This window comes from Rossellomorea sp. YZS02 (genome assembly GCF_033963925.1).
Taxonomy (GTDB): Bacteria; Bacillota; Bacilli; order Bacillales; family Bacillaceae_B; genus Rossellomorea.
In genome coordinates, this window is sequence record NZ_JAXBLY010000004.1 from 59,052 (window position 1) to 82,957 (window position 23,906).

Below are 23,906 nucleotides of genomic sequence, written 5' to 3' on the forward strand. Positions count from 1 at the left end.
TGGATGAATATTGAAGATAAGGAACATCAGTTCAGAGATGCCTCTGAAAAAATGGAGGAAGTAAAAAGAGAGGTCCAGCGGTACATTGTCGGACAGGAGGATATTCTTGAAGGGGTTCTATGGACCATCCTGGCAGGTGGGCATTCTCTTCTGGAAGGGTTACCGGGTGTAGGAAAAACGATGCTTGTCCGTTCCATTTCGAATGTGATGGATCTCAGTTTCTCCCGGATCCAATTCACGCCTGACTTGATGCCTACAGATATTACCGGCACCATGGTCATGAAGCAAGTCAGGGATGATGAACACCCATTCGTTTTTCATGAAGGTCCTTTGTTTCACCAACTTGTATTGGCCGATGAAATCAACCGTTCAACCCCAAAAACCCAAAGTGCCCTGCTGGAAGCGATGGCCGAGCATACGGTGACAGTGGTAGGTGAAACCATGACGCTTGGAAAGCCTTTCTTTGTATTGGCCACTCAAAATCCCATTGATCTTGAAGGAACCTACCCACTCCCTGAAGCCCAGGTTGACCGTTTCATGAGTAAGATCATCGTTTCCTATCCATCTAAAGAAGAATTGAAACAAATTATCAAACGTACCACTGGAACCGATGAGGTTCATCTCGATAAGAAGATAAGTCAGATGGAGCTTTTGAGGATTCAGGAACTGGTTAAAGAAATTATGGTGACAGAAGAGATGATTGATTTTGCCATAGACCTCATTGACGGAACACATCCAGATGGCGAGAAGACGACAGAAAGTATCAAGCAATATGTTGAATATGGGAGCGGACCCAGAGGGCTTCAAAATGTCATACTGATGGCAAAGGCAAGGGCTCTGACAGAAGGCAGGTACCATATATCCATGGGAGATATTAAAAAGGTCGCCCCTCTCGTTCTAAGGCACCGTATCATCCTGAACTTTGAAGGGGAAGCGATGAATGTGAAGACCGATGAACTCATTCATGAGTTAATAAATTGGGTTCTAAAGGGTGAGTCCCGGTGAGATCCTTTTGGAACAGCCAGTTACTGGCACAGTTGAAAAGGCACAGAATCAGAGGGAATCGAATGAGAATGGGACTTCAGAAGGGTTCACGCATAGCAAACTATCAAGGCAGTTCCCTTGAATTCTCAGATTATCAAATGTATGAGCTTGGTGACGATGTCAGGCAAATCGATTGGAATGTTTATGCCAGAACGAATAAGATCTTTATTAAAAGATATTTGGATGAGAGGGAAATAAAGGTCCATATCTATCTTGACTGCACCAATTCTATGGTAAAAGAAGGTAGAAAGTGGAAGAGAGCGAGAGAATTGGCAGGTGCCATTTCATTCCTTGCCCTGGCGAATGATGACCATCTCACGTTGAATTGTGTCGGAACCCCTTCACAGAAGACTTTCACGAAGAAGGGTCCACGTGATGCAAAAGCCATTCTGTTTGATATACAGGGACTATCATCAAACATTACGGAAGGTGAGAGTCTTTCATTCTTTAAGGAAATGGAAAAGGGTGTCCGTAAGAAAAATCCGGTTTCTTTCATCATTTCGGATGGTTTGGAACCCATATCACTGATCAGGGATACTCTTAAAAGGCTGTCTGTAAAAAATGAAATGATCTATTTTATACAGTTACTCGATGAAGAAGAAATGTCCCCGACGTATCTGGGCGATGTGAAATTAATAGATAGTGAAAACCATAAGGAAGTAAATGTATCATTAAATCGGAATATAGTGATGAACTATCAGGAACGATTGCGGGTACACAATGACCATATTGAATCATTATGTAAAAGGTGGGGCTTTGGTTACCTCCTGACAAATAGCATGACCCCATTGAATGAAGTATTCTTAAAGCATTTCAAAGAAAATGGATGGATTCGCTGAGGTGATGGTATGGGAATAGGAAATCCACTCTTTTTTCTCTTTTCATTTTTTATAGCTGCAGTCATATTAATGTACTTCTTCAGGAAGCAGTATCGGGATCATACCGTACCTTCCAACCTATTATGGGAAGAGGTGATGAAGGAATGGCAGGCATCACCTTGGTTCCATCGATTACAGAAGAATCTTCTCCTTTTATTACAGGTACTGATCCTCCTCTTATTGATGCTTGCTTTGGTTAATCCATATACAGAGGGGCAGATGGCCCAAAAAGGTCATGTTATCGTCTTATTGGATACCTCTGCTTCCATGAATGCATCAGTGAATGGTCAGACACATCTTGAATTAGCCAAAGAAGAGATACGCTCTTTGATCAAAGATACCAAAGGGGATATCACCATTCTCGGCGTCGGTAGCTCAGTCTCTACCATTACTTCAAGAGAGAAGAACGATCAAGTGGCGGTGGACCATTTGCAACAGATGTCATTGACGAATGATCATGAAGATATGAAGAAGGCGCTGAGCCTTGGACAAGCGCTCGGAAAAGGACCCAAATCCATTATCCATGTCTACTCTGACTCGGTAACAAAGCGGGATTTTACAAAGGAGAAGGTGACGACTCCTATTCAGGTACATAACCTCCTGCCGGAAGCAAAGAATGTTTCTCTCGCAAGCTTCGGGGTGGAGAGAGTGGGGACTTTCTATCAGGGAGTCGCTGTCATTGAAAATCAGAGCAGGAACAAACAAATCGGGAAGATCACCATTTTCGATGATGAAAAGATGATCGCCTCAAAGGACATTGAAATTGAAGCAGGTAAAGAAGCGGTTGTCTCTCTGCCTGAATTGCCTGAAAGTCCCGTTTACAAAGCGGAAATTGCCTTCAAGGATGATTTCAAAATGGATAATGTTCTTGAAAGTATTCAGGCTATTTCCAAACCGCCGATTTCTGTGGTTGGGGAGTTAAACCCTTTTCTATTAAAGGGATTCCAATCACTCGGAGTGGATGTGAAAACCGTTGAAGAGGACCGGGTGAAGCTTGGTGACGGGATCATTGTTACAACGAACGAGCAGTGGGAAAGATTATCGCTTAAAAATCCTGCCATGATCATTCCACAATCTTCTGAGAAATCGAATAGCCTTTCATCAGAAGTCAACGTAAGGGGCGAAGATCCTCTTTTAAAGCATGTGGATTTAGAAAAAGTCTTTGTTGAAAAGGCAAGTTCCATTGATAGAAAAGGATTGGATACACTTGCAGAAAGTGATTCCGTACCCCTCTTACAGAAGGGAGAAGAGGAAGGCACCAGACTCGTTGTCCTGAACATGCATTTGAATGACACAGATTTTCCCCTGCATGCCGGGTTTCCGCTCTTCCTTCACAATGTTTATCAGTTTCTTTCAGAGGATCAAGGATTCATCGGATATTTCCAGCCTGGAGAAGAAAGGACCATTTCTCTATCCGGTGGCGAGTGGGATATCTATACAGCTGATGATGAGTTTATACAAGAATCGGAACTGGATGAACGATTTAAAGCTCCTTTGATCCCCGGTCTTTACAAGGCAGTTCAAGGAGAAGCGATTAAATACTTCAGTGTCAGACTGGACGAAAGGGAAAAACGTCTGGGAAGTGAGTCCTTTACACAGAACCCTTCAGAAGGAAATGGGGGAAAAGAGGAGGATGCCATCCCTGAAACCTTTTCTTCATTGCTTCTGATGTTAGCCGTTTTGGTGTTATTTATAGAGTGGGAGGTTTATAGACGTGGGAGTCGAATTTAATGAAGTGCTCTGGTTATGGTTCCTGATTCCCCTGGGATTCGTCCTCTTTCTTTATGCTAAAGGGCAGCCTTTGAGAAAAGATGGGAAAATCATTCTTGTTTTAAGGGGGAGTGCCATGTTTCTGTTGATCTTGGCCCTTGCCGATCCTTCCCTTGTATTCCCTGATAAGGCAAAATCGGTCATCTTTTTAGCCGATCGTTCAGCTTCTGTCTCAACTAAAGAGGATCAGATCCTTGAGTTGATCAGTCAAGCCTCCAACGATATGAAAGAACAAGATCGATATGGGGTTGTATCGTTTGGTGAAAATGCTGAAATAGAACGTACAGTTTCCGATTCGAAACAAGAAATGGATTCGTTCCGGGGGGAAGTGAATGCGGGTGATACAAATCTTCAGGAAGGACTCGAATACTCATCGAATCTTCTTCCTGATGGTGGTAGAATTGTCGCCTTAACGGACGGTAAGGAAACTTTGGGATCAGGTGAAGACATCATTCCAATATTGAATGGTAAAAAGATTGAGGTAGACTGGATCCCTGTTTCATCGGATAGGTCAGAAGATGTGGCGGTACAGAGTGTTTCTGTACCACCCATTCAATATGAAGGAGAAGAAACAAATATTAAGGTCAACACGTATAGCACTAATCAAAAAGAGGTTGAGATGCGCGTCTCATTGAATGATAAAACCATCATCAAGAAAAACCTCAAAGTACAGGAAGGCGAAAATGAGTTTACCTTCAAGCATGCCGTCGGAAGTAGCGGCTTGTTGGTATATAAAGCAGAAGTGTTCTCAGAAGGGGATGAGAATCCCGAAAACAATACGCTGTTCCAACTGGCCCGCTCAGAAGGTCCGGCCAAAGTCATGCTGGTGGAAAATTCATCCGACGAAAGTGCATTGACCCCGATTCTGAATTCAAAAGGAGTTACCGTCGATGTATACAAGCCGGAACAATTGCCCGGCAAGCTGACATCTTACCTGCAATATCAAAGTATACTGTTTGATAACGTACCTGCAACAAGTATACCCCAGGAAAAAATGCTTCTCATGGAAAAAAGCGTGAAAGAGTTCGGGAGAGGTTTCATTATGTTTGGGGGAAGTGACAGCTTTGCGCTAGGTGGATATTTTAAAACCCCGATTGAACGATTACTTCCTGTAGATATGGATGTTAAAGGTAAGAAGGAATTACCGTCCCTGGGACTTGTCATCGTACTGGACCGATCAGGCAGTATGAACGGCCATAAGATAGCCCTTGCCAAGGAAGCAGCCGCGAGAACGGTCTCTCTTCTAAGAGACAAGGATACCCTGGGAGTCATTGCATTCGATGACCGGCCATGGGAAATTGTTAAAACGAAACCTCTTACTGACCGTAAAAAAGTAGAAGAACAGATTCGCTCCATATCTTCCGGAGGTGGAACCGAAATCTTCACCTCCTTGCAGCAAGCATACGAGAGTCTTGAAAACCTCCCATTAAAGAGAAAGCATATCGTTCTATTGACAGACGGACAATCAGCCACAACAGGGAGCTACCAGAATCTTGTGGAAGAGGGACATGATAAACAGATCACCTTATCCACTGTTGCCATCGGTGAAGGGGCAGACAGGGCACTGCTGGACGACTTATCGCAGTGGGGGAAGGGAAGGTTCTATGATGTCGTGGATGCCAGTGTGATCCCCAGCATATTGACCAGGGAGACAGTGATTACGACCAGAACCTATATTGAAGATCAGCCGTTCTATCCCCGGATTGCATCGGCAGAATGGTCTACATTGTTTCAAGATGGTGTTCCGGAAATGAATGCTTATATCGCCACCTCGTTAAAAGGGACAGCCCAAATGGAAATGGAGAGCGGGAAAGAGGATCCCGTCTTGGCTACTTGGAGATACGGACTTGGAAGGTCATTTGCCTTTACCTCTGACACGAGTGGGAAATGGACGGGGGATTTTGCACGATGGAAAGGGTGGCCGGTGTTCGTAAATGATCTTGTTGACAGATCATTTCCAGACATAAGTTCGAACCCCTTCACCATTGATGTGAAAGAAGGAAAAGGAAATACCCAATTAAATCTATCATCCTCTGAAGGAAATGTATCGCCCCTTGAGGTGACTGTTTTATCAGAAGATGGAAAAACGATTCCTGCCACAACGAGAATAAAAGCACCGGGTGATTATGAAGTCTTATTTGAAGAACGATTAGCCCCCGGTCTTTACAATATGAATATATCAAATAAAGGAGAGAGTTCCGAAAGCTCTTACCAGACAGGTTTTTCAGTCCCTTATTCCAAAGAGTACAGCTTCAGGGGAGGGCACCGGGCGCTTGATACAATCGTAGAGAAGACAGCCGGAAAGAAGTCTGTTTCACTGAAGGATGCTTTCAGGGATCTTCATACCCGAGCCTACAAAAAACAATCGATTCAGTCCGCACTGATCATTGCGGGTTTTCTGTTGTTTTTCAGTGAGATATACGTAAGAAGATTCGGGCTTGGTCTCTTGATGACGTTATACAAGAGGGTCAAATCCGCCAAGACTTCAGATACAAGGATAAAAGAAAAAGGAAATGTCGAACAGCTTGGCAAAAAAGTGGCAAGAAATCGCCAACACGACCAAAACCCTCGATGGCAGAAAACGGACAGCAGTCCATCACTACAAGCGACAAGTGTTACAAATGAACCTGTAAAGAAAGTGAAGAGGGAGAAGAAAAAGTCAGAACCTATAATATCACATGATGACGAACGTCTTGAGCGTCTTCTGGAAGCTAAAAAGAGAAGGGGAAAATAAAAAGAGAAGGCGCTGCCTTCTCTTTTTTAGCATTTAGTTTTCTTTCTTTTCAATGTAAACCTGATGAGGGTAAGGAATTTCGATCCCATTTTGGTCGAGTGCTTCTTTCAACGCTTTACGAAGCTTCCGTTCCACTCCCCATTGCTCCATGTTCTTCGTTTTACATAACACACGGAGAACAACATCGGAGGCACCAAGTGTCTGAACACCCAGAACATTGGGACCATCGACAATATTATCATCTTCCTGTGCGATCGTATCGCATACCTGTTGAAGCACGATCATTGCTTTATCGATGTCGTCATCATATGATATCCCGATATCGACAAGTGCTCTCATGTTTCCGCGAGAATGATTGCTGACACTTGTAATTTCTCTGTTCGGCACATAGTGAAGGGTCCCATCGAATCCACGAATATGAGTCGTACGTAAACCAACCTCTTCCACTATCCCTGAGAAGCTGCCGGTCGTCACATAATCACCTACATCAACCTGCTTTTCAAGAAGAATGAAGAAACCTGTGACCACGTCACTGACCAATCCTTGTGCTCCAAAACCTACGGCAAGTCCGACAATCCCGGCACCGGCAAGGATCGCAGTCACCTGGATACCAAATATTTGCAGGATTGTAACAAAGAAAACAAAGATCAGAATATAGCCGACAATATTTTTAGAAAGCCCCTGTAACGTCTGGGCACGGCCTTCAGACACATCATTTCTCTTTCTATATTTATCAAAAATCCTTTCGATCACTTTGTTTGCTGCACCTTTTACAATGATAAAAGCGATCCATATCGCTAAGATTTGCAGTGCACCTATTCCAATCGTCACTAATAGACCGCCCCAATTGAAATTGGACAGTCGATCACTTAATGCATTAAGACCAAGTATGTATCCCAAACCAAAACATCCTTTCCTATTAAATAATGACCACTCTAGTATACACAAAACTACATAGGGTATGTCAAAGGAGAGGTGGTTGAAAAAGCAAAAAGCATATTGAATTATTCCCTGATTGAAAAAGGTTTAACGTTCATGTTGGAAATACAGGAAGGTTAGCTTGAAGAAAAAAACGATACAAAAGATGAAGAGTGAGATCAGTCATAAGGCTGATCTTTTTAGATGGCTGCACCTTTAAGATAAATATGAATAATGGGACTACAGTGATAATTCATAAAGTGTGAAAAATTCTAAAAAAAGGGTGGATAAATATTTCGAAACCCGATATATTTAGTAGTACGTTGTTTTTTTATGGAACATGGAGGGGAGAGGAATTATGGATACATTCAAAAAATTGAAAGCCTTTTATTGGCCTTATAAAAAGCATTTTATCATTTCAATGATCTTTTTGATTTTTGTTACGGGCATCACAGTGGTATATCCGATGATACTGCAGATAACAATCGATGATGTCATTTTACAGGGGGAATATGGGTGGATCCCATATTTGGCATTCGGATTCATCGCCATTATGGTAGTGAAAGGAATTGCTACCTTTATTCAACAATACAATGGAGATCTATTCGGCATCACATCTGTCTATCGTCTGAGGAACGAATTGTATGAGAAGCTTCAGTATCTCCCATTCAGCTATTATGATAATGCCAAAACAGGTGACTTGATGTCACGGTTGACTGCGGATGTCGAAGCCTTTCGCTTTTTCTTATCCTTCGGTTTCTCTGAATTGCTCCGCTTTTTCATGCTGGTGACGGTCAGCTTCGGGGTGATGTACTATTATTCTCCATCCTTGACATTTGTCACATTGATTTCCTTGCCGTTCCTTGCCATTGCTGTATACAAATTCGATAAGGCAGTCCATCCTGCCTTCAGGGGAATAAGAAAGTCATTCGGTAAACTGAACACGAATGTACAGGAAAATATTTCAGGTATCAATACCGTGAAATCACTGTCCCGTGAAGATTTTCAAATCAGCAAATTCAACCGATCCAACGGTGATTATAAAGATAAATATCTGTTCACCTCGGATATCTGGGCGAAATACTTTCCTTTGATGGAGTTTTTGGGCAATGTGAGTGTGGTGACACTACTTGCATACGGAGGGTATCTGGTGATGAATGGCAATCTTCAACCAGGAGAGCTTGTCGCGTTTTACAGCCTGGTCTGGTATATCATCTGGCCAATCATGAATCTTGGATTCACGATCAACCTATTCTCTCAATCAAAGGCATCAGGAGAAAGGTTACTGGAAATTCTCGAAGTGGATGAAAAGATTAAAGATCATAATGATGTCATTCATGTCGATCGAATGAAAGGCGAAGTGGAGTTCAAACATGTATCACTTAATTACACTGTGCATGACGAAGCTGCCCTAGAGGACATTTCATTTAAAGTGGAACCCGGTAAGGTCATCGGGCTGATCGGGGGCACAGGGTCAGGGAAGACAAGTATCACTCAGCTGATTACGCGTTTCTATGAACCGGAAGAAGGGGAGATCCTCATTGATGGAAGAGATGTAAAAGATTACTCACTGAAGTCACTCCGTCAAAATATCGGATTTGTTCTGCAGGAATCATTTTTATTCTCTTCCACTATCAGAGCCAATATCTCTTACGGTCGACCTGAAGCATCCATGGAGGAGATCATCGAAGCGGCCAAACGGGCAGAAGCCCATGATTTCATATCCGAATTACCTGATGGCTATGATACCAGGCTGGGAGAAAGAGGATTGGGTCTTTCGGGAGGTCAGAAACAGCGGATCGCCATCGCACGTGCAATCTGTACCGACCCGTCGATCCTGATACTGGATGATGCTACGAGTGCCGTAGACATGGAAACAGAATTCAGGATTCAAAAAGCGCTGAAAGAGGTCATGTCTGATCGAACGACCTTTATCATCGCGCACCGTATTTCTTCTCTGAAGCATGCGGATGAAATCCTTGTCCTAGAAAACGGAAAAGTGGTAGAAAGAGGGGTTCATGAGTTCTTATTGAAAAATAACGGACCATACCAGCGAATCTACGACATTCAATATAAAGACCAGAAAAAAATACTACAAACTCAGGAAGGGTAGGTGAGGACCATTGAGTAATAAAAATAAGCAAAATAAAAGAATACTGAGCCGCTTCCACTACTCCACAGACCAGGTGATAGACAAACCGTTTAACTGGGAGCAGCTTTATCGGTTATTGACATACTTAAAACCTTATTCGAAGAAACTGCTGCCGTTGTCCATTATTACCGTACTGATTACAACGGCTGTCCGGTTGATCATCCCGATCCTGATCGGGGTATATACCCTCGATAAAGCAATCAGGCAGAAAGATGGGGACCTCCTATTCACACTTGTAGGGATCATTGCCGGGCTGTACGTCCTGAATTATGTGGCCAACGTCCTTAGGATCAAGTGGATGAACCAACTCGGTCAGGGAGTGATATATGACCTGAGGAAACATCTATTCAGCCATGTTCAGTGGCTTTCCCATCGTTTCTTTGATCAGCGTTCCGCAGGTTCGATCCTTGTGCGGATCATGAATGACATAAACTCCCTTCAAGAGCTATTCACAAATGGAGTCATCAATCTTCTGATGGACATCATTCTGCTCATCGGAATCATCGTGATCCTCTTTACATTAAGCCCTGAATTGACACTTGCAGTCATGGTGATCTTACCGATCATGTTTTTCATCTCGACGAGCCTCAGAAAAAACATCCGCAGATCCTGGCAGATGGTTCGTCTTAAGCAGTCGAAGCTGAATTCTCATCTTAATGAAAGCATCCAGGGAATCCGGGTGACTCAATCGTTTACTCAGGAAAAAGAAAACATGGCGTTTTTTGATGGAGTCAATACTGAAAACTTCGATAGCTGGAGAACAGCGACAAAGAAGAATGCCATGTTCAGACCTCTCGTGGAATTGACAAACGCCATTGGGACAGCAGTACTTATCTGGTTCGGAACCCATTTGATTCAAAATGGTTCACTGGAACTTGGTGAATTCGTCTCATTCGCATTCTATCTTGGGATGTTCTGGGAGCCGATTTCCAGACTAGGTCAAGTTTACAATCAACTCTTGATCGGGATGGCTTCATCAGAGCGCATATTCGAATTTCTGGATGAACAGCCAATTGTTAATGAGAAAGCTAACGCCTTGAATCTGACGGACATCAAAGGGAGAATTCAATTTGAAAATGTAGAATTCTCATATGATGATAAACGAAAAGCGCTTCGGAATATCAATCTTGAAATGAAAGCTGGCCAAACCGTCGCACTAGTCGGGCATACAGGTTCAGGCAAGACGACGATTGCGAACCTGATCAGCAGGTTTTATGACCCGACTAACGGAATTGTCAAAATTGATGGAGTGAACCTTCGGGATGCATCGGTTTCAAGTTTACGAAGTCAAATCAGCATCGTCCTGCAAGATACATTCATCTTCTCCGGGACGATCATGGAAAATATCCGTTTCGGACGCCCTGGTGCATCCGATGAAGAGGTCATAAAGGCAGCTGAAGCAATCGGTGCCAATGAATTCATCGAAAAGCTGTCCAGTGGATATGAAACCGAAGTCGAGGAAAGGGGAAATGTGTTATCTGTAGGTGAAAGACAATTATTGTCCTTTGCACGTGCCCTGTTGGCGAATCCGCGCATCATCATTCTGGATGAAGCAACCGCATCCATAGACACCGAAACAGAAGTCAAGATTCAAAATGCCCTGAAGAAATTATTGAACGGAAGAACCGCGATCATCATCGCTCACCGTCTGTCCACAATCCGGGAATCCGATAATATCTTTGTCCTTGAAAACGGAAAGATCAAAGAGTCCGGAAACCACGATGAATTAATGGATCAGCAAGGAGATTATTTTGAACTTGTGAAGTCACAGTTCAGGATGCTGGAAGCGATGTGAGTTATGGTTTGAGGGACCCTGCACTGGTGTGTGGGGTTTTTTTTGTTGGATATTAGTTTTAAATAGTGAAACTTTGTGAAAAACGTCACAAAATATTCATGTTCAATACTTCACATACTCTATCCCAGGTTTTATAATGAACAATAAGTGATAAACAGTAAGAAAGAGCTGTTTACGTTAAAAAGTAATCCGGTAGGGGGAGTATAGAATGGTTTTGGATAGTGTGATTTTAAGTAGGATGCTCACATCGACAACCCTTGCGTTTCATATCATTTTTGCAACGATTGGGGTAGGGGTTCCGATCATGATTTCGATAGCCGAGTTTATGGGGATCAAGCGGAATGATCCTCATTATCTTTTGCTTGCACGAAGATGGGCTAGGGGATTTACCATTACGGTTGCCGTCGGGGTCGTGACCGGAACTGCTATTGGCTTGCAGTTGTCCCTTTTGTGGCCATCGTTTATGCAGGTAGCCGGACAGGTGATTGCCCTGCCGTTGTTCATGGAAACTTTTGCGTTTTTCTTTGAGGCCATCTTTTTGGGGATTTACCTTTATACGTGGGATCGATTTAAGAATAAGTGGATCCATTGGCTACTGACGATTCCGGTAATGATTGGTTCTTCTGCTTCCGCTTTATTCATTACGACGGTGAATGCGTTTATGAATACGCCGCAGGGATTTGAATTGAAAGATGGAAAGGCGATCAATATTGACCCGATCGCAGCGATGTTAAATCCGGCGACACCAACAAAAGTGTTTCATGTTTTGACGACTGCCTACTTAACATCAGCACTCATATTAGCTGCTATTACAGCATTTGCGATACTTCGGAAAAAGGGTGGGGACTATCATAAGAAAGCCCTACGTCTGACTATGGTATCAGCGTTGATCTTTGCTTTTGGCTCAGCATTGGCAGGGGACTTGTCGGCCAAATTCCTGGCAGAGTACCAGCCGGAAAAGCTGGCAGCGGCAGAGTGGCATTTTGAGTCGGAAAAGAATGCGGATTTGATTGTTTTTGGAACGCTTGATGAAAACAACGAAGTGCATAATGAGATTCGATTACCTGGTTTTCTCAGCTTCCTTGCTGGAAGTTCGTTTGATACAGAGGTCATTGGATTGAATGAATTTCCTGAAGATGAACGGCCCCCACTATGGGTTCATTATTTATTTGATCTTATGGTTTCCATCGGATTCTACAGTATTTTCATTGCAGGAATATTTATTCTGTTTTGGAAGTGGAAGAAACGAAATGAATGGAATAAGCCGTTATTGTGGGGAATCGTTGCGAGTGGACCTTTGGCGATGCTTGCCATCGAATTCGGCTGGATATATGCAGAAGTTGGCCGACAGCCATGGATCCTCCGTGGATATATGAAGGTGGCAGAGGCTGCGACAAAAGCGGATGGAGTAGGATTAACGTTCGCACTATTCGTGGGTCTCTATATACTACTTGGCATTTTATGTGTAGTTGTATTAATAAAAATGTTTAAAAACAAGCCTGCAGAAGCCGAGTTGGAACAACGCTTTCCTAAGAAAGTGAGTTAGTTGTTGAGTCAGGCACTTGACTTTGTTTTGAGGGAGGAATGGGTATGAGTTTGGAAATCATGGGGATTACTGTCTTATGGATTTTTCTATATGGGTATCTAATCGTGGCTTCGATCGATTTCGGGGCCGGATTCTTCGCCTTTTACGGCAGGATGAAAGGGAAGGAGCACACGCTGAATGTGCTGATCAGTCGATACCTTTCTCCTGTCTGGGAAGTGACGAACGTCTTTTTTGTTTTCTTTTTTGTCGGTTTGGTCGGATTTTTTCCTGACACTGCCTACTATTATGGAACGGCTTTATTGTTGCCGGGAAGTATTGCCATCATATTACTTGCCATAAGAGGAAGCTTCTATGCTTTCGGGAACTATGGTTCAAAAGATAATATCGTTTATTTGTTTCTATATGGAGCAACAGGGTTGTTGATTCCTGCCTCCTTGTCAACGGCTTTGACAATTTCAGAAGGCGGATTTTTGGAAGAGCAGGGGGATAAGGTGGTATTCCTTGCCAAGGAACTTTTTACCAGCCCCTATTCATGGAGCGTGGTCGTTCTGTCGATTGTATCGGTATTATTCATTAGTGCGACATTTCTGACCTATTATGCCAATCGGGCTGGAGATTTGGATTCAAGGGAGGAACTGAGGAAGTTTTCACTATTCTGGAGCCCACCGACCATATTAGCCAGTTTACTTGTGTTCGTATCCTTGAGAGAACATAATCTTGAGCATTTCACCAGTGCCATTGATATATGGTGGATGTTCGGATTATCTCTGCTATGCTTCCTTGGAGCGTCACTTTTCATTTATAGAAGAAAACATTTCGGTCTGGCGTTCACCCTTGTCATGCTTCAATTCTTCTTTGCTTTCTTTGGTTATGGAGCGTCCCATTTACCTTATATCTTGAAACCTTTTATCACGATTGAAACGAGTGTCACGAATCCAACCATGGGGATGGCTCTTGTTATCGTCTTCATTGCGGGCTTGTTGTTATTGATCCCGTCCCTGTATCTTTTAATGAGGCTGTTCTTATTTGATGCCGATTATGTAAAAGGGAACAAGTAGTCGGAGAAACACAAAAAGGAAAGGGAGAAATTTCATTTTCTCCTTTTTTTTGTGCTAAAATATAGTGTATAGAGACTGCGGGGGGATAATAGGTGAAAAAAGAGTTTGTAGTAATAGGATTGGGCCGGTTCGGAGGCAGTATTGTACGTTCTTTGACAGATCAGGGAATGGAAGTCATGGCCATCGACCAGGATGAAGATAAAGTGAATGAGTTCTCTTCCATTGCTTCACATGCGGTAGTCGCTGATTCTACGGATGAATCCGTCTTGAAGAGCCTCGGGATCCGTAATTTTGATCATGTGATTGTCGCAATTGGCGACGATATTCAGTCGAGTATCCTGACGACATTAATGTTAAAGGAAATCGGAGTGAAGAATATTACGGTAAAAGCACAGAACGATTATCATGAAAAGGTACTCCGGAAGATCGGGGCCAATCAAGTCGTTCATCCGGAGAGGGATATGGGAAGAAGGATTGCTCATAATATCATTTCTAATAATGTACTGGATTATCTGGAATTGTCCGACGAACATTCAATTGTGGAGATTGTCGCAAACGAAAATCTTAGTGGAAACTCCCTGATCGATTTAGATATCCGTGCACAGTTCGGAATCAACATCGTAGCGATAAAAAGAGAAAAAGATATCATTGTTTCCCCACAGGCGGATGAACAGATCCGTGTAGGGGACATCCTCATCGTTATCGGGGCAGATACGGATATTAACCGATTCGAGAAGAAGGTTCTATAATATGAAAGAAGAGGCTGACCGCTTTGGTCAGCCTCTTCCTATTATCACACTTCCATGATGATCGGTAAGATCATTGGGCGGCGCTTTGTTTTTTCATATAAGAATGGAGCCAGAGTATCTGTGATTTCATTCTTGATTTCTGACCATTGAGAGGTTCTTCTTTCAAGAACTTTGTTTAGATGTTTAGAAATAAGCGTCTGTGCTTCATTGATAAGATCACCTGATTCACGCATGTACACGAAACCTCTTGAAATAAGGTCCGGACCTGAAGCAATCTTGAAATCCTTCATATCGATGCTCACAACAACGATGACCAATCCTTCTTCTGAAAGGATACGGCGGTCACGAAGAACGATATTACCGATATCACCAATTCCGCTTCCATCGATATAGACGTTTCCAGAAGGGATTTTTCCTGCTACCTGTGCGGAATCATTGCTTAATGCAAGTACTTCGCCGTTATCCATGATAAAGCAATTTTCCTCCTGTACGCCACAATCTACACCGAGTTGAGCATGCATCTTCTGCATACGGAACTCACCATGAATCGGCATGAAGAAGGTTGGATTCATCAGGCGGAGCATCAGCTTCATCTCTTGTTGTCCACCGTGACCGGATGTATGAATATCACTTAATGGTCCGTGGATGACTTCTGCACCGGCACGATATAAAAGATTGATTGTACGGTTTACACTGATTGTATTCCCCGGGATTGGTGAAGAAGAGAATACAACGGTGTCACCAGGCTGAATTTGGATCTGACGGTGTGTGCCGTTTGCGATCCTTGATAATGCAGCCATCGGTTCACCTTGGGATCCGGTACAAAGTATAGCCACTTCATTCGCTGGAAGGCGATTGATCTGGTTATGTTCAATGAAAGTATCTTTAGGTGCATTGATGTAACCCAATTCTTGTCCAATCGTAATGGCCGCTTCCATACTTCTTCCGAAAACAGCGACCTTGCGATTATGGAAGACTGCCGCTTCGACCACTTGTTGCAGACGGTGGATATTTGAAGCGAATGTTGCAAATATCACACGACCGTCCACTTTACGGAAAATATCATTGATGCTTTCTCCGACTTTGCGTTCTGACATAGTGAAGTTTGGAACCTCAGCATTTGTGCTGTCAGACAGAAGACAAAGGACGCCTTCTTTTCCGATTTCAGCCATTTTGGTTAAGTTCGCAGGTTCACCGACCGGTGTGAAATCAAATTTAAAGTCACCCGTATGAACGACATTTCCAGGTGGTGTTTTGACAACGATTCCGTAAGAGTCAGGAATGCTGTGTGTTGTTCTGAAGAAAGTGACGGACGTTTTGCGGAATTTCACGATATCATCTTCCTGGATGACATTCAATTTCGCATTTCGTAACAGGCCGTGTTCCTCAAGCTTGTTCTTGATCAGTCCCAATGCGAGCTTTCCGCCGTATATCGGAATGTTTAACTCGCGCAGCAGGTATGGGATACCACCGATATGGTCTTCATGTCCGTGTGTCACGAAAAGACCTTTGATCTTATCGGCATTTTTCACGAGATACGTGTAATCAGGTATAACGTAATCGATACCGAGCAGCTCGTCCTCAGGGAATTTGATCCCTGCATCAATCAAAATGATTTCGTCTTGGAATTGTACGCCGTATGTGTTTTTACCGATTTCACCTAAACCGCCAAGGGCAAATACAGCGGTTTGGTCATTCTTTACAAATTTCATTGTATTATTGCTCCAACTCGAAAGAATGGTGGTTTTGTTCATACTCTAAAAAAGCGCCCTCAAGCTTTTGTACGAATTCGATATTATACGGTTTGTCTTTCAAATTTAGGCGTACTTCCCGTTCTGAATCTGCTTCCATGTAAAGGGATTGAGTGCATTCGCGTACAGGCACTTCTGCTTTACTTTCTTGATAAAATACTTTAAAAATCATTTTTCTCTCTCCTTATCCGTTTTCAAAAAATCTAACTTTCTTCTATGATAAAAAAGTTATCAACTACATAACATAAGCGGCACCCTCAAGTACCTGATGAAGCAAGGCTCCTATATTCAGGGATGTGTACCGTGTCCATCAGGGATGGGTGCTGGAGCTACGACATTAGCGGGCATAATAAATTCCCGGCTAATCGGTATAAATACCTGTGCGGTCCTGAACATGTCGATGTTCAGGTATGGCTCATTTACGCCCTGTGGTAAAAAAACGATAATGATCAAGGAATCATTTCCTTAACACAAGGCGAACGATATGATCGAAGGGCGGCAAAAACAGGTTTTGCAACAATGTTCAGATACCAGCAATCATTGCCCACGACTCTTATATTTTAGCCTGTCATTCAGACAAGGACGAATCATATAGTTTATGTATGTATTAAATTATAAAGGATTCTCCAGTGTAAATAAAGTTTTGAATAATCCTTAACTGAATCGTGACAAGATAGAAGAGGGACTAATACCAATGGAGACGAAAAGCTCACTAGTGGCGTCAGTCCCTTATTCATTGTCCAATTGTATGACAGTATATCCGAAATACGTGCATTTTAGTAGTCTTTCTCCATAAAGTCGATCAGGGAAAAAAGATTATGCAATCGTTTTTTTTCTAAGCAATTCTTTCCACTGTTTTAAAAGCTTTTTTCTCAGCTTCTTTAACATGGTGGATCACTCCTTATTAATAGTTTACCGAGATTTTCCTATGAAGTAAAGGAACAATAATACGGACGTCTCTGTTGTGTTACTTATATTGTACGGAATTTATGGATTCTCTTACATGGTTAAGTTTGGTAAATGGTTTCGTTTGGGCCTCTTCATTGACATTTCTACCGTAAAGGATTACTTTAAACAACGGGTAAAATAGATTAGCAATCGAATATTTTTGAAAAGGAGAACGATCATGTCTAAAATAGTTTTCTTTGATATAGACGGTACGTTGCTAGATCACGATAAGAAACTCCCTCAGGCAACCAAAGAAGCCATTCGCTCATTGCAGGCAAACGGAACTTATGTTGCCATCGCTACTGGAAGAGCGCCATTTATGTATGAAAATCTGAGAGAGGAATTGGGAATTGAATCGTTTGTTTCATTCAATGGGCAGTACGTGGTATTTGAAAATGAAGTGATTTACACCAACCCTTTAAAAGTTGAAACATTGGAAGAGTTATTAGAGGATACGTACACGAAGGAACACCCGGTTGTCCATTTGAATCATAAAACAATGAAATCGAACCATAAGCATCATGAATATATTGAAAAAAGTATGAACAGCCTGAAGTTTCCCCACCCGGGTTTTGATCCGGATTTCTATAAAGGAAGAGACATCTATCAATCCCTGTTATTCTGTTCAAAAGAGGAAGAGGCTTTTTACCGGGAGAAGTATACAGATTTCACATTTATCCGCTGGCATCAATACTCCATGGATATTCTGCCAAAAGGGGGATCGAAGGCTGAAGGAATCAAAAAGATGATTGCTAAGCTTGGGTTCAACATGGAGGATGTTTATGCATTCGGGGACGGTTTGAACGATATTGAGATGATCCAGTCAGTTGGAACTGGTGTTGCAATGGGGAATGCCGTTAAGGAAGTACAAAACCATGCCGATCTGATCACTAAACATGTGGATGATGATGGAATATTTCACGGCTTGAAGGAACTTAAATTAATTTAAAAAATGTAAAAGCCTCCTGAATCAGGAGGCTTTTTTAGGTTTATCGTTCAATTGCAATGGCATCAGGGATCGGCTCGAACGGATTGTTCGGGTTAATATGGTCATAGAACATGATCCCGTTCAGATGGTCGATTTCATGCTGAAACACAATGGCTGGAAGTCCTTTCAGTCGAAGCTTCACTTCATTGCCGTCTACGTCCCAGCCTCTAACGGTCACCCGGGCATACCGTGGGACAAAACCAGGAACATTTCTGTCGACTGATAAACATCCTTCTCCTGAAGTTAAATAGGCTTTTTCTATGGAATGACTGATGATTTTTGGATTGAATAGGGCATAGCTGTATAACTTCCCTTGATTGTCTGTGACATTGACAGCGAGCATTCGTTTTGACACATTGATCTGAGGTGCAGCGAGACCTATCCCGGGTCTCAATCCATATTTGTTTGCTGTTTCAGGGTTTTGACTATTTATTACATATTCTAATAAGCTTCTCAATGTTTCCTGGTCTTCTTGGGATGGTGGAATAGGTACTTCCTTCGCAACCGTGGTCAATGTAGGATGACCTTCACGGATAATGTCATTCATGGTAATCATGCTTTTTCCTCCTCACGTAAAGTAGAGAATGAAATGAAAGGATTTAAGATACCGGACACGGATACCCGGATGTTTCCTTTTCTACTTTACGTATTAAGATAATCTATTATGTATGATAATAGTCTACCATTATCCTTATGAAAAGTTAATGAAGGAGATTTGAATTTAGCAGGAATACTCCATCACTAAAATACATATTCATTTTAATAGGAATAATAGTCCAATCGACATTTTTTTCCACAGTTGTAAATCCCTATTGTCAAAAGTTGTAGACATAGATATAGTAGAAGGTGGTAAATAGTTAAGGGGGATCAAGTTGTGTCGAAATTTCGTTTTGCTTTCATTTTAGGAGCCGCTATCTTCTTACTTATGGGATGTGTCGGTGGTTCTACACCTGAGGAAGATTTGTACAAGGTTCTTGAAGAAACCGTAGCTAAAGAAAGTCAATATGTCGACGTTCAAAAGCCTCTTCAAGAGTCAGAAAAAAAAGAAAAAGAGTTATATTCTAAAATCATGGATCTTGGAATGAAAGAATTTGACCAAATTGTTAAACTTTCTGATGAAGCTCTGGAAAACATCGATAGACGAAAAGAGTATATTGAAAAAGAACGCAAATCCATGAATCAAGCTAAGGATGAGTTTGCGCGAGCAGAAGAATATATGACTGAACTGGATTCGGAAGAGTTGAAAAAAGAAGCGAAGAAGCTCAACGAGACTATGAAGGAACGGTATCAGATTCATGATGAACTTACATCTTCATATTTAGAGGCCCTTTCTCTTGATAAAGAACTTTATAATATGTTCAAAAAGAAAGACCTTAAAATGGAAGAACTTGAAAAGCAGATTACATCCATCAATGAACAATATGAAAAAATCGTGGAATTCAATAAGGACTACAATACAAAAACAGATGAATTCAATAAACTAAAACAAGATTTTTACTCAAAGGCAGAACTTGATGTCAAAGAGCCTGAGTAAATGTACATACAAGATGAAGGAGGGCAAAGATCCCACCTTCATCTTTTTTTGTCATATAGGTTCGTTACTCTATAACAGATGCGTCCATATGAAAAGTTTATATATAACAGCACTGTTGATAACAATGATACAGTTTTGAAAATAATTGGTAGCGGTTGATTAAGTAATCGTTAAGAAACATTAATTTATGATACTTTGTCGTTGACTAAGTGATTTTTAATATTGTAAACTAGGAAAGGTATTTAAGAATTGTATTAGTCAAGATGAAGTTCCGACTGATACAGATAGACTCGAATGTAATTTCGGGTTTTCTTTCTTGGTATTTGTGGAAAACTACCATTAGTGTGTGTATCCGCAAGTACTGTGGTAGGTCATACTGAATTTGGGTAATCTAAACTATGTATGTAAAAAAACCAAAATAAATGTATAAAGAAAGGATAGGTGACTTCGATGGCTTCTAAATCAAAGAAGGCACAATTCGATGCAGTTAAGACGCTCGAACAAATTGAAGACAAGTTTGAAATGTTCCAAATTTTGAACGAAGAAGGCGAAGTAGTAAACGAAGATGCAATGCCGGAGATCTCTGATGAGGATCTTCAGGAATTAATGCGCCGTATGGTTTATACTCGTATTCTTGATCAACGTTCAATCTCACTGAATCGTCAAGGACGCTTAGGTTTCTATGCACCAACAGCTGGACAGGAGGCGTCTCAGATCGCTTCTCACTTCGCACTTGAGAAGGAAGACTGGATCCTTCCTGGATATCGTGACGTTCCACAAATCATCTGGCACGGTCTTCCATTGACTAAAGCATTCTTATTCTCACGCGGACATTTCCAAGGTAATCAGGCTCCTGAAGGGGTAAATGTATTATCACCACAAATCATTATCGGTGCTCAATACATCCAAACTGCCGGAGTGGCTCTTGGTCTTAAGAAACGTGGTAAGAAAGCTGTTGCCATTACGTATACAGGAGACGGTGGATCTTCACAAGGTGATTTCTATGAAGGAATCAACTTCGCAGGTTCTTATGCAGCTCCTGCCATTTTCGTTGTTCAAAATAACCAATTCGCCATTTCTACTCCTCGTGATAAGCAAACTGCAGGACGTACGATTGCTCAAAAAGCGGTTGCTGCAGGTATCCCTGGTATCTTAGTAGATGGTATGGATCCATTAGCGGTATATTCTGCAACGTTAGAAGCCCGTAACCGTGCAGTAAATGGTGAAGGTCCTTCACTGATTGAAACACTTTGCTATCGTTATGGCCCACATACAATGGCTGGTGATGATCCAACTCGTTACCGTACATCAGAAATGGATACAGATTGGGAAAAGAAAGATCCATTGGTACGTTTCCGTAAATTCCTTGAAGGTAAAGGACTATGGAGTGAAGAGAAGGAAAACGAAGTGATCGAAGAAGCAAAAGAAGATATCAAAAAAGCAATCAAGGAAGCAGATTCAGCTCCTAAACAAAAAGTGACTGACTTCATCAATAACATGTATGAAGAACTTCCTTATAATCTAAAAGAACAATTAGAAATCTACAAAGAGAAGGAGTCGAAATAAGCCATGGCGCAAATGACAATGATTCAAGCGATCACTGATGCACTGCGCACAGAACTACGCAACAACGAAGACGTTTTAGTTTTTGGTGAGGACGTAGGTCTTAACGGTGGTGTATTCCGTGCAACGGAAGGGCTTCAGAAAGAATTCGGTGAAGACCGTGTATTCGATACTCCACTAGCAGAATCAGGAATCGGTGGTTTAGCAATCGGTTTAGCATTAGAAGGGTACCGTCCAGTACCTGAAATCCAATTCTTCGGTTTCGTATATGAAGTAATGGATTCAGTAAGTGGACAAATGGCGCGTATGCGTTACCGTTCAGGTGGTACGTATACTTCACCAATCACAATCCGTTCCCCATTCGGTGGTGGAGTACATACTCCAGAACTTCATGCGGACAGCTTAGAAGGTTTGATGGCTCAACAACCTGGTCTAAAAGTTGTGATTCCATCAACTCCATATGACGCTAAAGGACTTTTAATTTCATCCATCCGTGATAATGACCCAGTCATTTTCTTAGAGCATATGAAATTATACCGTTCATTCCGTCAAGAAGTTCCTGAAGAGGAATATACCATTGAAATCGGTAAGGCAGATGTGAAGCGTGAAGGTACAGACCTTACGATCATCTCTTATGGAGCAATGGTACACGAATCACTGAAAGCTGCAGATGAGCTTGAAAAAGAAGGTCACTCAGTTGAAGTAATCGATTTGCGTACTGTAAGTCCACTTGATATTGACACGATCATGGCATCTGTTGAAAAAACAAACCGTGCCATCGTGGTTCAAGAAGCTCAAAAACAAGCAGGTATTGCAGCGAATGTCGTTGCTGAAATCAATGACCGTGCAATTCTTAGCCTAGAAGCTCCGGTTCTTCGTGTAGCGGCGCCAGATACAGTATTCTCTTTCTCTCAAGCAGAGCCAATCTGGTTACCGAACCACAAAGATGTTATCGAGACGGCGAAAAAAGTACTAAACTTCTAATTAATAGGGTGGAATAAGCCCTGCCAAGATATTCAAATGAAAACAGAAGGGCATTCCACCCTTCTCTTTTCCAATTATAGATATTAGAACTAGAGACAGATAGAACCATTACATTCATCTATAAATCATTATTCAATACAGGAGGTCGAGTCCATGTCATTCGAATTCAAATTACCAGACATTGGTGAAGGTATTCATGAAGGTGAAATCGTCAAATGGTTTGTAAAACCGGGCGATAAAGTGGAAGAAGACGATGTACTATGTGAAGTGCAAAATGATAAAGCTGTTGTCGAGATTCCTTCTCCGGTTGCAGGAACCGTTGAAGAACTTCTTGTTGACGAAGGTACAGTAGCCGTTGTAGGAGATACTCTTATCAAGTTCGATGCACCTGGTTATGAGGATCTGCAGTTCAAAGGCGGAGAAGAAGAAAAGAAAGAAGCCAAAGCTGAAGAGAAAACAGAAGGACAGGTTCAAGCTACTGCTGAACAAGGTCAGGATGTAAAGAAAGATGCATCCCCTGAAGCTGCAGAAGAGAAATCTGATGCAGAAGTAGACCCTAATAAACGTGTAATCGCGATGCCTTCAGTACGTAAGTATGCAAGGGAAAACGGGGTTGAAATCCGTCAAGTGTCAGGTTCAGGTAAAAATGGACGTGTCGTGAAGGAAGATATCGATGCATTCCTAAGCGGAGACAGCAAGCCTGCTGCTACTCAGGAAGAAGTGAAAACAGAAGAAAATACTCCAGCAGCAGAATCTACACCGTCTGCACCTAAAGCTCCTGAAGGTGAATATCCTGAAACTCGTGAGAAAATGAGCGGAATGCGTAAAGCGATTGCGAAAGCGATGGTGAATTCTAAGCATACAGCTCCTCACGTAACATTGATGGACGAAATCGATGTGACGAAACTTTGGGCTCACCGCAAGAAGTTCAAAGAAGTTGCGGCTGATAAAGGTATTAAATTAACGTTCTTACCTTACATCGTAAAAGCATTGACAAGTGCACTACGCGAATATCCGGCTCTTAATACGTCAATTGACGATTCAACAAGTGAAATCGTGCAGAAACATTATTACAACATCGGTATCGCAGCTGATACTGACAAAGGTCTATTAGTACCGGTTGTGAAAAATGCAGACCGTAAGTCCATGTTCTCTATTTCAAATGAAATCAATGAATTGGCTGGAAAAGCACGTGACGGTAAACTTTCAGGTGATGAAATGAAAGGTGCATCATGCACAATCACGAATATCGGTTCTGCCGGCGGACAATGGTTCACTCCGGTAATCAATCACCCAGAAGTTGCTATCCTTGGTGTTGGACGCATAGCAGAAAAACCTGTGGTTAAAAATGGTGAAATTGTAGCGGCACCTGTGTTAGCATTATCATTGAGCTTCGATCACCGCATGATCGACGGAGCTACTGCTCAACATGCACTTAACCACATCAAGCGTTTGTTGAACGATCCAGAATTATTATTAATGGAGGCGTAATAC

General features: G+C 42.1%; 18 protein-coding genes. 14 read left to right on the forward strand and 4 right to left on the reverse strand.

All coding sequences use genetic code 11. The annotated features are described in order from the left end of the window. Positions 1-3 precede the first annotated feature (3 nt). The 4 genes from SLH55_RS05545 to SLH55_RS05560 are packed head-to-tail and all read left to right on the forward strand — an operon-like array spanning position 4 to position 6,426. Positions 4-1,005 carry a MoxR family ATPase gene (locus SLH55_RS05545; protein ID WP_320322898.1) on the forward strand — a complete coding sequence of 334 codons (1,002 nt, stop codon included), beginning with the start codon at positions 4-6 and terminating at the stop codon, positions 1,003-1,005. Further along, positions 1,002-1,883 carry a DUF58 domain-containing protein gene (locus SLH55_RS05550; protein WP_320322899.1) on the forward strand — a complete coding sequence of 294 codons (882 nt, stop codon included), beginning with the start codon at positions 1,002-1,004 and terminating at the stop codon, positions 1,881-1,883. Before SLH55_RS05545 ends, SLH55_RS05550 begins: the two co-directional genes overlap by 4 nt. Positions 1,884-1,892: 9 nt before the next feature. Continuing rightward, positions 1,893-3,653, forward strand: a complete 1,761-nt coding sequence (locus tag SLH55_RS05555) for a VWA domain-containing protein (RefSeq protein ID WP_320322900.1) — start codon at positions 1,893-1,895, stop codon at positions 3,651-3,653. Next, positions 3,637-6,426: a VWA domain-containing protein gene (locus SLH55_RS05560; RefSeq protein ID WP_320322901.1), complete on the forward strand. Its 2,790-nt coding sequence runs from the start codon at positions 3,637-3,639 to the stop codon at positions 6,424-6,426. The genes SLH55_RS05555 and SLH55_RS05560 overlap by 17 nt, the downstream gene beginning before the upstream one ends. A 33-nt stretch (positions 6,427-6,459) precedes the next feature. Here the strand turns inward: SLH55_RS05560 and SLH55_RS05565 are convergent, their stop codons facing one another. Continuing rightward, positions 6,460-7,326: a mechanosensitive ion channel family protein gene (locus tag SLH55_RS05565; RefSeq protein WP_320322902.1), complete on the reverse strand. Its 867-nt coding sequence runs from the start codon at positions 7,324-7,326 to the stop codon at positions 6,460-6,462. A 376-nt stretch (positions 7,327-7,702) separates the two neighbouring features. On the opposite strand from SLH55_RS05565, the gene SLH55_RS05570 reads away from it, so the two are divergent. From SLH55_RS05570 to SLH55_RS05590, 5 genes are all read left to right on the forward strand, one after another. Further along, the gene (locus SLH55_RS05570) at positions 7,703-9,457 is read left to right on the forward strand and encodes an ABC transporter ATP-binding protein (protein ID WP_219169156.1); all 1,755 of its coding nucleotides are present in this window, start codon (positions 7,703-7,705) and stop codon (positions 9,455-9,457) included. 10 nt (positions 9,458-9,467) lie between these two features. Continuing rightward, complete coding sequence (locus SLH55_RS05575; protein WP_320322903.1) at positions 9,468-11,291, forward strand: ABC transporter ATP-binding protein; 1,824 nt, start codon at positions 9,468-9,470, stop codon at positions 11,289-11,291. Between the two features lie 208 nt (positions 11,292-11,499). Then, on the forward strand, positions 11,500-12,837 hold the full coding sequence (locus tag SLH55_RS05580) for a cytochrome ubiquinol oxidase subunit I (protein WP_219169152.1): 1,338 nt from the start codon (positions 11,500-11,502) through the stop codon (positions 12,835-12,837). 44 nt (positions 12,838-12,881) lie between these two features. Beyond that, entirely contained in the window at positions 12,882-13,895 is a 1,014-nt protein-coding gene (locus SLH55_RS05585; RefSeq protein ID WP_219169150.1) for a cytochrome d ubiquinol oxidase subunit II, read from the forward strand. 92 nt (positions 13,896-13,987) lie between these two features. Continuing rightward, positions 13,988-14,644, forward strand: coding sequence for a potassium channel family protein (locus SLH55_RS05590; RefSeq protein WP_219169148.1), 657 nt, complete (start codon positions 13,988-13,990; stop codon positions 14,642-14,644). A gap of 44 nt (positions 14,645-14,688) precedes the next feature. On the opposite strand, the gene rnjA is transcribed toward SLH55_RS05590, so the two are convergent. Together rnjA and SLH55_RS05600 are read right to left on the reverse strand one after the other, a co-directional pair. After that, a complete protein-coding gene (gene rnjA / locus SLH55_RS05595; RefSeq protein ID WP_219169146.1) occupies positions 14,689-16,356 on the reverse strand; it encodes a ribonuclease J1 in 1,668 nt (555 codons plus the stop codon). Between the two features lie 4 nt (positions 16,357-16,360). Further along, the gene (locus SLH55_RS05600; protein WP_064092389.1) at positions 16,361-16,567 is read right to left on the reverse strand and encodes a DNA-dependent RNA polymerase subunit epsilon; all 207 of its coding nucleotides are present in this window, start codon (positions 16,565-16,567) and stop codon (positions 16,361-16,363) included. Positions 16,568-17,521: 954 nt separating this feature from the next. Between SLH55_RS05600 and SLH55_RS05605 the strand changes: the two genes are divergently transcribed. After that, complete coding sequence (locus SLH55_RS05605) at positions 17,522-18,292, forward strand: Cof-type HAD-IIB family hydrolase (RefSeq protein ID WP_219169144.1); 771 nt, start codon at positions 17,522-17,524, stop codon at positions 18,290-18,292. Positions 18,293-18,332: 40 nt separating this feature from the next. Here the strand turns inward: SLH55_RS05605 and def are convergent, their stop codons facing one another. After that, positions 18,333-18,887 (reverse strand): peptide deformylase, encoded by a 555-nt coding sequence (gene def, locus SLH55_RS05610; protein WP_219169142.1) that lies wholly within the window; start codon positions 18,885-18,887, stop codon positions 18,333-18,335. Between the two features lie 318 nt (positions 18,888-19,205). Between def and SLH55_RS05615 the strand changes: the two genes are divergently transcribed. The 4 genes from SLH55_RS05615 to SLH55_RS05630 all read left to right on the forward strand — a co-directional run bounded on the left by SLH55_RS05615 (position 19,206) and on the right by SLH55_RS05630 (position 23,903). Next, positions 19,206-19,865, forward strand: coding sequence for a YkyA family protein (locus SLH55_RS05615; RefSeq protein WP_308807575.1), 660 nt, complete (start codon positions 19,206-19,208; stop codon positions 19,863-19,865). Positions 19,866-20,315: 450 nt separating this feature from the next. Beyond that, entirely contained in the window at positions 20,316-21,431 is a 1,116-nt protein-coding gene (gene pdhA / locus SLH55_RS05620) for a pyruvate dehydrogenase (acetyl-transferring) E1 component subunit alpha (RefSeq protein WP_219169140.1), read from the forward strand. A 3-nt stretch (positions 21,432-21,434) separates the two neighbouring features. Further along, positions 21,435-22,412, forward strand: coding sequence for an alpha-ketoacid dehydrogenase subunit beta (locus SLH55_RS05625; RefSeq protein ID WP_098350878.1), 978 nt, complete (start codon positions 21,435-21,437; stop codon positions 22,410-22,412). Between the two features lie 153 nt (positions 22,413-22,565). Beyond that, positions 22,566-23,903, forward strand: coding sequence for a dihydrolipoamide acetyltransferase family protein (locus SLH55_RS05630; protein WP_320322904.1), 1,338 nt, complete (start codon positions 22,566-22,568; stop codon positions 23,901-23,903). Positions 23,904-23,906 lie beyond the last annotated feature (3 nt).

Excerpts from the sequence above, each read along its gene's own strand:
- SLH55_RS05545 (WP_320322898.1), top strand. The coding sequence starts at position 4 with ATGAATATTGAAGATAAGGAACATCAGTTCAGAGATGCCTCTGAAAAA.
- SLH55_RS05555 (WP_320322900.1), top strand. The coding sequence starts at position 1,893 with ATGGGAATAGGAAATCCACTCTTTTTTCTCTTTTCATTTTTTATAGCT.
- SLH55_RS05570 (WP_219169156.1), top strand. The coding sequence starts at position 7,703 with ATGGATACATTCAAAAAATTGAAAGCCTTTTATTGGCCTTATAAAAAG.
- SLH55_RS05580 (WP_219169152.1), top strand. The coding sequence starts at position 11,500 with ATGGTTTTGGATAGTGTGATTTTAAGTAGGATGCTCACATCGACAACC.
- SLH55_RS05585 (WP_219169150.1), top strand. The coding sequence starts at position 12,882 with ATGAGTTTGGAAATCATGGGGATTACTGTCTTATGGATTTTTCTATAT.
- rnjA (WP_219169146.1), bottom strand. The coding sequence starts at position 16,356 with ATGAAATTTGTAAAGAATGACCAAACCGCTGTATTTGCCCTTGGCGGT.
- SLH55_RS05600 (WP_064092389.1), bottom strand. The coding sequence starts at position 16,567 with ATGATTTTTAAAGTATTTTATCAAGAAAGTAAAGCAGAAGTGCCTGTA.
- SLH55_RS05605 (WP_219169144.1), top strand. The coding sequence starts at position 17,522 with ATGTCTAAAATAGTTTTCTTTGATATAGACGGTACGTTGCTAGATCAC.
- def (WP_219169142.1), bottom strand. The coding sequence starts at position 18,887 with ATGATTACCATGAATGACATTATCCGTGAAGGTCATCCTACATTGACC.
- pdhA (WP_219169140.1), top strand. The coding sequence starts at position 20,316 with ATGGCTTCTAAATCAAAGAAGGCACAATTCGATGCAGTTAAGACGCTC.
- SLH55_RS05625 (WP_098350878.1), top strand. The coding sequence starts at position 21,435 with ATGGCGCAAATGACAATGATTCAAGCGATCACTGATGCACTGCGCACA.
- SLH55_RS05630 (WP_320322904.1), top strand. The coding sequence starts at position 22,566 with ATGTCATTCGAATTCAAATTACCAGACATTGGTGAAGGTATTCATGAA.